This is a genomic window from Actinoallomurus acaciae, from assembly GCF_042429965.1.
GTDB lineage: Bacteria > Actinomycetota > Actinomycetes > Streptosporangiales > Streptosporangiaceae > Actinoallomurus > Actinoallomurus acaciae.
Genome location: NZ_JBHLZP010000396.1, coordinates 1 through 7997, shown reverse-complemented (window position 1 = coordinate 7997; position 7997 = coordinate 1). Strand labels below are relative to the sequence as shown.

The window sequence follows — 7997 nt, the reverse complement described above, 5'->3', positions numbered from 1 at the left end:
GACCCCACTTCCATTGTCAAGCCACCCCACACACCAAAAGAAGACCACACCCACGGCTGTGGAAAACCCACGACCCAACCGAGACAGGCCCCAGGGGCGCGTCCCGGACGGGACGGGCGGGCACGGCTACGGCAGGCGTACGGGACGGGCCCGTCGCGCGTGAGGCGCGGCGGGCCCGTCCGTCGTGAGTGGAGGCTCAGAAGGCTCCGGTGCCGTTCGGCGTGCCGAGGCCGGTCGGACCATCCCAGCCGGTGCCCGCGTGGCACCACTTGGTGGTGGTGCAGCTGCCGTTGCTGCCCGAGGTCACGTCGAACAGCGACGAGGAGTGGGTGTAGGGGTAGTTGTTGTCGATGCTCGCGGCGTTGCCGGCCAGGCCGTACACGCCCGCGATGACGTGCGGCGACGCTGGTGCCGCCGAAGACCATCCAGCCGCTCTGTCCCTGGTAGGCGGTGCTGTCGTAGACGGCGACACCGGTGGACGGGTCGGCCACCGCGGAGACGTCGGCGACGGCGCGGCGGGAGCAGCCGGTGAGGCCGGACTGGCCGCTCAGCGCGGTGTTGTAGCTGGAGCAGCCGCTGCCGGCGCCGCTCCAGGCGGTCTCGGTCCAGCCGCGGCTGTTGCTCGCGGACTTCAACGAGGTGCCGCCGACGGCGGTCACGTAGTGCGAGGACGCCGGGTACTCCACGCCGTAGCCGGCGTCACCGGAGCTGACCGTGATGGCCTTGCCCGGGTGGTTGTAGTACGAGCCGTAGCTGGAGTCGGAGGCGTCCGAGCCGCCGTAGCTGTTGCTGATGACGTTGGCGAGCCGGGCCGCGGTGTTCTCCGCGGTGCCCAGGTTGGCGAAGGACGCGGAGCTGGCCTCGACCAGGACGATCTTGCAGTTCGGGCAGGTCGCGGAGACCATGTCGAGGTCCAGGGAGATCTCCTGGGCCCAGCCGCCGTCCGTGGCGGGGTAGGAGGTCCCGCCGTTCTGGTCGACCTTCTTGAAGCAGCCGTTCGCGGTCGTGCACGCCGACAGCCCGTACTGGCTGCGGTAGACGCCGAGGTCGGCCTCCGCGGTCGGGGCGTTGTAGGCGTCCACGATCGCGACCGTCTGGCCGGAACCGGCGCTGGAGGACGGCAGCTTGTAGGCGCTCTGCAGGTTGGCGGGCGAGAGACCGGACGGGGCGGCGGCCGCGGCGCGCAGGGCCGTCGCGCTCGTGGCCACGTCGTTGCGCACCAGGGCGTCGCAGTTCGCGAGGCCGGCCCGCGCCGTCGCGCACGAGTGGTGGAAGGAGTGGGAGACCACCGGCGCCTGGGGCGCGGCGTTGGCCGCCGAGGACAGGAAGGGGACCAGGGCGAGAACCAATCCGCCCAGGATGGTGCCGGACACGCGTCGTCGCATGGGCTCTCCTCAGAGCTGGCGGGGGGAAACGACGAGCGAATCCTGGCATATAAGGCATCACGACATGAAGCACTGAATTCGGGCCAGATTTCGGCATGATCAACACTTCTGTCAGAAGGCAGTCGAGGCCGCGGGTCGCAGCGGCCGGGCGAGGAGAGTCAAGGTTTGGCAAAGTCACCTGATGCGGCACCCCGTGCGACGTCCCTCGTCAGCGCGGCGCCAGAGCCGGAACTCGCCGTTGACGCTCGCTGTCAAGCGGAATCAATGACACTGTCGGACCAGTGTCGGCCAGGGTCGAAAACACACAGTCAGGAATCGGCCGACCAGAACATGCCAGGGCCGCCCCCGCGTCCGGAGACGAAGGGGGCGGCCCGGCGGTCGTCCGGTCAGCCTTCGCGTTCCACCCGGATCGCGGCCTCCTCCGCGGTGAAGCCGCCCGTGTCCGGGCCGACGTCCTCGGCGATCTCCTCGCTCTCGATGTCGTCGCGTACGCCCTCGTCCTGCTGGACCAGCCGGCCGGCGCCGCGCGGGATCTCCGTGGCGCCGGCGGCGTCGACGTCGGGCTCCTCACGGCTCAGCCGGCCGTCCAGCGACTCGCCCGCACGCTGTTCCTCGGCGGTCGTGCCGAAGTCCTCCACTGCCACGGGTTCGTCACCGGGCACCGGCGCCTGCTGGGGATCCTCGGCCCACTGCTGTTCGGGATAACCGTCCTGCAGATCCGGAATCCCCTGTTCCTCCAGCTCCGAGCGCGGATCACGGTTCGTCATGGTCGAATCCCCCTCAACGGGATCGCAGGGCCGGGAGGAGTTCGCGCTCCGCCCAGCCGAAGAAATCGTCCTGGTGATCGGCGCCGATCTGGACGAGGGCGATCTCGTCGAAACCGGCGTCGACGAACGGGGTGATCTTCCGGACGTGCTCGTCGACGTCCGGGCCGCACGGCAGTTGCCCGGCGACCTGTTCGGGCGTCACGAACTCCGTCGCGGCCTCGAAGGCGGGCGGGCCGACCAGGTCCGCGTTGACCTTCCAGCCCAGCCCGAACCACCGGAACTGCTCGTGGGCGCGCTTCACCGCGGCGTCGCGGTCGGCGTCGTAGGCGACCGCGATCTGCCCGAGGCGAGGCTTGCCGGCGCCGCCGGCCGCGTCGAACATCTCGCCCAGCTTCCGCTCGGGCTCCGTCGCGATCATGAGGTCGGCCTTCTCCCCCGCGAGGCGGCACGAACTCTCGCCGGACACCGCGACGCCGATCGGCACCCGGGTCTCCGGCAGGTCCCAGAGCCTGGCCTGCTCGACGTCAAAGTACTCGCCCCGGTAGGCGACGTCGCCGCCGTCGAACAGCTTGGAGATCACCTCGACCGCCTCGGCGAGCATCTCGTGGCGTACGCCCGCGAGCGGCCAGCCCTGCCCGACGACGTGCTCGTTGAGGTTCTCCCCCGCTCCGAGCCCGAGCCGGAACCGCCCGCCGGACAGGATCTGCACGGTCGCCGCCTTCTGGGCCACCACGGCCGGGTGGTAACGGACGATCGGGCAGGTCACGAGGGTCATCAGCGGGATTCGCTCGGTGGCCTGCGCGGCCGCGCCCAGGATGGACCACGCGTATCCGGAGTGGCCCTGGGAGTGCAGCCAGGGCTGGTAGTGGTCACTGATCACCGAGAAGTCGAAGCCGGCGCGCTCGGCCGCGCGGACGTCGCGTACCAGCTGGTCGGGAGGTGCCTGTTCGCACATCATCGTGTATCCGAAAGCGGTCATCTCGGTGTCCCCCTCCCTCCTCCGTACCGGCGCCCGCCGGTACGGCGAGCCCTACCCGGGCCCGCCGGTCACGGCCGGGTCCGTACCTTCAGGCGCCTGCGGGCTCTGATCAGGGACTGGCGCTGCTGCTCGGTGCGTCCGCCCCAGATGCCGTGCTTGATGCGGTTGGTCAGGGCGTAGCGGAGGCATTCGGCCTGGACGTGGCATCCGTCGCAGATGGCGCGCGCCCGGTCGATCTGGTCGGTGCCGGCCTCGCTCGCGCTGATCGGGAAGAACAGTTCGGGATCCTCGTCCCGGCAGGCGCCCTCCGTCATCCAGGGTGCCGATGCCATGTCGATGAGCGTGCTGGTCATGGTTCCGTCTCTCGGGGAGGATTCGCGGGCGTCGATCATTCGCAGGTGAACGGCCGACTCGCGGGGCCCGGCGAATGTCTCGACGCGGTCTGCCGATGGCGGTACCGGTCGGCCGGGCCCGCGCCGAGCCAGAGCGGCATGACTCCGGCCGGGCGGCGGGTGTCGGTCTCGGCACCCGGCGTCCGTCGTACGTCGCCGGGCCCGCGGCGCACCGCGGCGGCGAGCCGGCGCGCAGACCGTCCCCGCTGCGGGGACGGTCTGGCCTGCTGGTGGGTCAGGGCTCCGGGCGGTCGACGTTCCCCCGCCAGCCGCCGGTCTCACGGCCCCGACGCTCGATGAACTCCTTGAAATGCTTCAGGTCGGACTTGGCCCGTCTCTTGAGCAGCCCCGCCTTGTCCGCGACGTTCTCCAGGAACCCCTCGGGATCGACGTCCATCTGCGTGGTGACACGTGTGGTGTCCGGGCCCGTACGGTGGAACGTCACGACACCGGCGTGCTCCGGCCCCTCGGTGGAGTGCCAGGCGACCCGCTCGTCGGGGATCTGCTCGGTGATCTGCGCGTCGAACTCACGCGTCACCCCGGCCATCTTGACGCGCCAGTGCGTCATGGTGTCGGTGACCTGGTTGACCTCTTCCACGCCCTCCATGAACTCAGGGAACTCCGCGAACTGGGTCCACTGGTTGTAGACGGTATGGATCGGTACGTTGACGTCCACGCTTTCGGTAACGGTACTCATCGTGTACCTCCACTCTTCGTGTTCGGGGTACATGGCTCGCGCTACCCGGGCTCACCTGGGACAAACGGGACGTTCAAGATCCCTTTGCCCGACCGCGGAGCATGAAAGGAGCACGACGGCAGTCGTCGACGAATCTCTCGAAATCGAGATTGGTCGGCTCGACCGCGGGTAGCGCGGGACTTCGGCCGGTCAGCGGCGCCCGCTGACGGCGTCTCCTGGTCGAAAGGTGGTCACCATGGCGTACCGCCGACAGAACACCGAGTCCGTCGAAGAGGTCCGTATCCGACTGCTGGCACGGTTTCCCCAGGAAACCCTTGAGGTGAACCGCCAGTTCGACCTCGCGGTCGCCTGCGCCGACCACCTCGGGGTCCGGCTGACCCCGCAGATGCTGGAGAACCTCGTCGTCGAGCGTCTCCAGGCCAAGACCGCCTCCCTCCGCACCTCACCGGCCGTCCCGCTCGTCTGCCGCGGACGCCGGGTCCCGCCGGCCGGGTAGCGCCGCGCCGTCGTGGGGAGGGAAGCGAACAACGTCGTCCACGGGGGATGCCTGATGAGAGACCACTTGATCGCCGGACTGCTGGCCGGAGCGGCCGGTACGACGGCGCTGAACGCCGTCACCTACATCGACATGGCGGTGCGCGGCCGGCCCGCCAGCGAGATACCGGAGCAGTTGGCGGGCCGCGCCACCGGCGGCGTCGGCCTGGACCTCGGCGACGAGGAGACCGCGGCGAACCGCCGCCAGGGACTCGCGGGCCTGCTGGGCATCGGCGTGGGCGTGGGGGTGAGCGTCGCGTACGGCCTGCTGGACGGCCTGGTCGGCGACACACGATCGACGACGGGCGAGGTCGCGGCGAGCGCGCTGGCCCTCGGGTTCGTGGCGATGCTCGGCAGCGACGTCCCGTCCACCGCCGCGGGCCTGACCGATCCGCGTGACTGGCCGGCCTCGTCCTGGATCTCCGACGTGGTGCCGCATCTGGCCTACGGCGCGGTCGCCGCGATCACCTACGACCGCCTGATCCGGCGCCGGTATCCGCGTTGACGTGCCCGAACTTCCAGATGTCGAGGGTTTCCGCCGCGTCGTGGCCGACCACGGCACCGGCCGGCGGATCACCTCCGTACGCGTGGACGACCCGCAGGTGCTGCGCGGCGTCGGCCCGGAGAAGCTGGCCGGGACGCTGACGGGGCTCTCGCTCGGCGAGCCCGAACGCCACGGCAAGTGGCTGGCGGTACCGCTGTCGGGCGACCCGGTCCTGCTCCTGCACTTCGGCATGACCGGCGCGATGGTGTGGGACGACGGCACGTCACCGGCGCACGCCCACGACCGGGTGACCTTCGTCCTGCCCGACGGCGAACTCCGCTTCCGCGACATGCGCAAGCTGCGCGGCATCTGGCTCGCCGCCGACCGGCCGGACGCCGATCGGCTGCTCGCGTCGCTCGGCCCGGACGCCCTGACGGTCGGCCGCGAGGAGTTCACCGCGGCCGTACGGACCCGCCGTCGGGTGAAGGCGACGCTGCTGGACCAGTCCGCCGTCTCCGGTCTGGGCAACCTGCTGGCGGATGAGATCTGCTGGCGGGCACGCGTGCACCCCCGACGGCGCGGCGACGACCTCACCGAGGCGGAACTCGCCACGCTGCACCGCGCGATGCGCCGCGTCCTGCGCGGAGCGATCCCGACGGGCCGCGTCCCCGGCCGCCGTACGTGGCTGACCGGCCGCCGCGACGACCCGGACCCGGTCTGCCCTCGCTGCGGCGCACGCCTGTCACGCGGCCGCGTCGCCGGCCGTACGACCATGTGGTGCCCCCGCTGCCAGCCGGAGTCGGGCTCTTGACCGCACCGGGGTATCGCCGGGCGGACGGCGAGCACCATCGTTCAGCCGGCGGAGCTCTCGCGGCCGCGGCCGAGTGAGGCGATGAGGGCCAGCACGTCGGTGGTGGCGAGGGCCGGCAGCGCCCACTTGCAGCCGCCGGTGAAGGCGTCCATCGTGTGCGGCGCGAGGCTGGAGACGGTGCCGGCGTAGGCGGCCTGTTCGGTGGGGCCGGGCAGGCCACTGGTCACGATGGCCAGCGCCAGTGCGCTGCTGACCGCGTAGCCGCCGGCGGCGGGGGACACGGCGGCCATGGCCAGGGCGACGTACAGGAGGTGGAGTCCGGCCTGGTAGGCGGGCATGCCGGAGGCGGCCTGGAGGTAGAGCGACATGAGCAGGACGACGGCGAAGTAGGCCATCGCCATGAGGACGAGTGCGAGGTAGGCCATGGAGCGGGCCCGGTCGGCGAACAGGCTCAGATCGACCAGCGGGTGACGACGGCGGGCCTGGACGGTCACGAAGACGGCGAAGAGCGCGAGGCCGGTGAGGACCGGGGCGCTGGTCCACCCGAGGGCTCCGCCCTCGGACGTGCTCGCGCACGCTGCGCGCGTAGACGGGTGCCGCCTGCTCCACTCGTTCCAGGCCTTCTTCGGTCAGTACGGCCCGCCAGCCGCGCCGGTCGCCCGCCGGGACTTCGCGGCGACCAGCCCGGCCGCCTCCAGGCGGCCGACGGCATGGGTGATCCGGCTGGACTTCGAACGGGTGATCTCCGCCGGCCGGCTCATCCGCAGGGACCTGCCGGGTGCGCGGCGCAGCCGCCACAGGATGTCGAAGTAGGTGCGTGGCAGGTCCGCCTCGCGTTCCATGTCGGCGTCCAGGCGGGCCGACGTGGCCTCCCACGCGCGGTTGAAGGCGCGGAAGACCCGCAGTTCGTCGGGGCTGAGCCAGCCGAGTTGTCCGTCGCCCGCGGCTCCACCGGGCCCTCATGGACTCCGTCCTGCCCGCGCAGGCCGGCAAAGCCCCGCCGGAGCCGATCCACTTGCGCGGGTTCTTCCAGAAGATCGTCGTTCTCCCGAATCATTCACACCTTTGACGACGTTCCGCTTGCGAATGACTGCGGTGCGTAGCACCATCGGGAGTCCCCAGACCTCCGAGATCGGTGCGGTCGAAAGAGGCGTATGTGAAGACACCAGCGATATTCCAGGCTTTTCGGAACGACACTCTCCCCGCTGGCGCGCAGTTGCTCCAGGCCGAGGACCCGGTCGCGGTGGGTGGTCACCGGCTGGCCGGACGGCTCAGGTCCGGTGGTGCCGGGCTCGCCTACGTGGCGCACGGGCGCGGTTCCGGGCTCGTGACCGTCAAGACGGCCCATCCGGGCACCACCACCGAGCCCGAACCGGTCCGTGCCCGGCTGCGCGCCGAGGCCGCGTGCGCGCGGCGACTGCCCTCCTCCTGCTCGGTGCGGCTGCTCGACGACGGCACGGATCACACCCCGCCGTACCTCGTCAGCGAGCATCTCGACGGTCCCTCCCTCGAACGGATCGTCGACGTCAAAGGGCCGCTGGCGCCCCCGCTGGTCATGGCGCTCGCCGCCGACCTCGCCCAAGCCCTCGCCGCCGTGCACGCCGCGGGGGTCATGCACGGCGACCTGGCTCCCGGCAACGTGGTGTTCACGAAGAGCGGCCTGCGCATCCTCGACTTCGGCGTCGCCGAGGGCATCTCGGGCGATCCGGCCGAGATCGGCGCGGTCGCCGACAACCCCGGGTGGCTGGCGCCGGAGCTGCTCACCGGCGGCACGCCCGGTTCCGCCTGCGACGTCTTCGGCTGGGGCTGCCTCGTCGCGTACGCCGCCACCGGCCAGAGCCCGTACCGCGAGACCGCGCCCGGCGAGACCGCCCGGTTCCGGCCCGTCGACACCGGCGCTCTCCGGCAGCCCCTCCGCGCCCTGGTCGACGCGGCCGTGGCCGAGGAC

Annotated in this window: 11 protein-coding genes; 4 read left to right on the top strand and 7 right to left on the bottom strand. The window is 71.3% G+C overall.

Annotated features, from left to right (window positions below):
- The 5 genes from ACFFNX_RS35965 to ACFFNX_RS35945 form a co-directional block, all read right to left on the bottom strand.
- On the bottom strand, nt 1-1385 hold a 1385-nt coding region (locus ACFFNX_RS35965), incomplete at its 3' end, for a S53 family peptidase (RefSeq protein ID WP_446678545.1).
- A gap of 386 nt (nt 1386-1771) precedes the next feature.
- Nucleotides 1772-2152, bottom strand: a complete 381-nt coding sequence (locus tag ACFFNX_RS35960; protein WP_378210452.1) for a DUF5709 domain-containing protein — start codon at nt 2150-2152, stop codon at nt 1772-1774.
- A gap of 13 nt (nt 2153-2165) precedes the next feature.
- Entirely contained in the window at nt 2166-3131 is a 966-nt protein-coding gene (locus ACFFNX_RS35955; protein WP_378210450.1) for an LLM class F420-dependent oxidoreductase, read from the bottom strand.
- Nucleotides 3132-3199: 68 nt separating this feature from the next.
- On the bottom strand, nt 3200-3484 hold the full coding sequence (locus ACFFNX_RS35950) for a WhiB family transcriptional regulator (protein ID WP_378210449.1): 285 nt from the start codon (nt 3482-3484) through the stop codon (nt 3200-3202).
- Between the two features lie 274 nt (nt 3485-3758).
- Nucleotides 3759-4220 (bottom strand): SRPBCC family protein, encoded by a 462-nt coding sequence (locus ACFFNX_RS35945; RefSeq protein WP_378210448.1) that lies wholly within the window; start codon nt 4218-4220, stop codon nt 3759-3761.
- A 235-nt stretch (nt 4221-4455) separates the two neighbouring features.
- Between ACFFNX_RS35945 and ACFFNX_RS35940 the strand changes: the two genes are divergently transcribed.
- From ACFFNX_RS35940 to ACFFNX_RS35930, 3 genes are read left to right on the top strand one after another with little or no spacing between them, the layout of a single operon-like run.
- Entirely contained in the window at nt 4456-4716 is a 261-nt protein-coding gene (locus ACFFNX_RS35940) for a hypothetical protein (protein WP_378210445.1), read from the top strand.
- Between the two features lie 54 nt (nt 4717-4770).
- Complete coding sequence (locus ACFFNX_RS35935; RefSeq protein ID WP_378210444.1) at nt 4771-5259, top strand: hypothetical protein; 489 nt, start codon at nt 4771-4773, stop codon at nt 5257-5259.
- Nucleotide 5260: 1 nt separating this feature from the next.
- Nucleotides 5261-6049 carry an Fpg/Nei family DNA glycosylase gene (locus ACFFNX_RS35930; protein ID WP_378210443.1) on the top strand — a complete coding sequence of 263 codons (789 nt, stop codon included), beginning with the start codon at nt 5261-5263 and terminating at the stop codon, nt 6047-6049.
- Nucleotides 6050-6090: 41 nt separating this feature from the next.
- Here ACFFNX_RS35930 and ACFFNX_RS35925 read toward each other — a convergent pair whose 3' ends face one another.
- Complete coding sequence (locus tag ACFFNX_RS35925) at nt 6091-6543, bottom strand: hypothetical protein (RefSeq protein ID WP_378210442.1); 453 nt, start codon at nt 6541-6543, stop codon at nt 6091-6093.
- Nucleotides 6544-6678: 135 nt separating this feature from the next.
- On the bottom strand, nt 6679-6891 hold the full coding sequence (locus ACFFNX_RS35920; RefSeq protein ID WP_378210441.1) for a winged helix DNA-binding protein: 213 nt from the start codon (nt 6889-6891) through the stop codon (nt 6679-6681).
- 314 nt (nt 6892-7205) lie between these two features.
- Between ACFFNX_RS35920 and ACFFNX_RS35915 the strand changes: the two genes are divergently transcribed.
- Nucleotides 7206-7997: protein kinase domain-containing protein (locus ACFFNX_RS35915; protein ID WP_378210440.1), on the top strand; the 792-nt coding region annotated here is incomplete at its 3' end.

Excerpts from the sequence above, each read along its gene's own strand:
- ACFFNX_RS35960 (WP_378210452.1), bottom strand. The coding sequence starts at position 2,152 with ATGACGAACCGTGATCCGCGCTCGGAGCTGGAGGAACAGGGGATTCCG.
- ACFFNX_RS35955 (WP_378210450.1), bottom strand. The coding sequence starts at position 3,131 with ATGACCGCTTTCGGATACACGATGATGTGCGAACAGGCACCTCCCGAC.
- ACFFNX_RS35950 (WP_378210449.1), bottom strand. The coding sequence starts at position 3,484 with ATGACCAGCACGCTCATCGACATGGCATCGGCACCCTGGATGACGGAG.
- ACFFNX_RS35945 (WP_378210448.1), bottom strand. The coding sequence starts at position 4,220 with ATGAGTACCGTTACCGAAAGCGTGGACGTCAACGTACCGATCCATACC.
- ACFFNX_RS35940 (WP_378210445.1), top strand. The coding sequence starts at position 4,456 with ATGGCGTACCGCCGACAGAACACCGAGTCCGTCGAAGAGGTCCGTATC.
- ACFFNX_RS35935 (WP_378210444.1), top strand. The coding sequence starts at position 4,771 with ATGAGAGACCACTTGATCGCCGGACTGCTGGCCGGAGCGGCCGGTACG.
- ACFFNX_RS35920 (WP_378210441.1), bottom strand. The coding sequence starts at position 6,891 with ATGGAACGCGAGGCGGACCTGCCACGCACCTACTTCGACATCCTGTGG.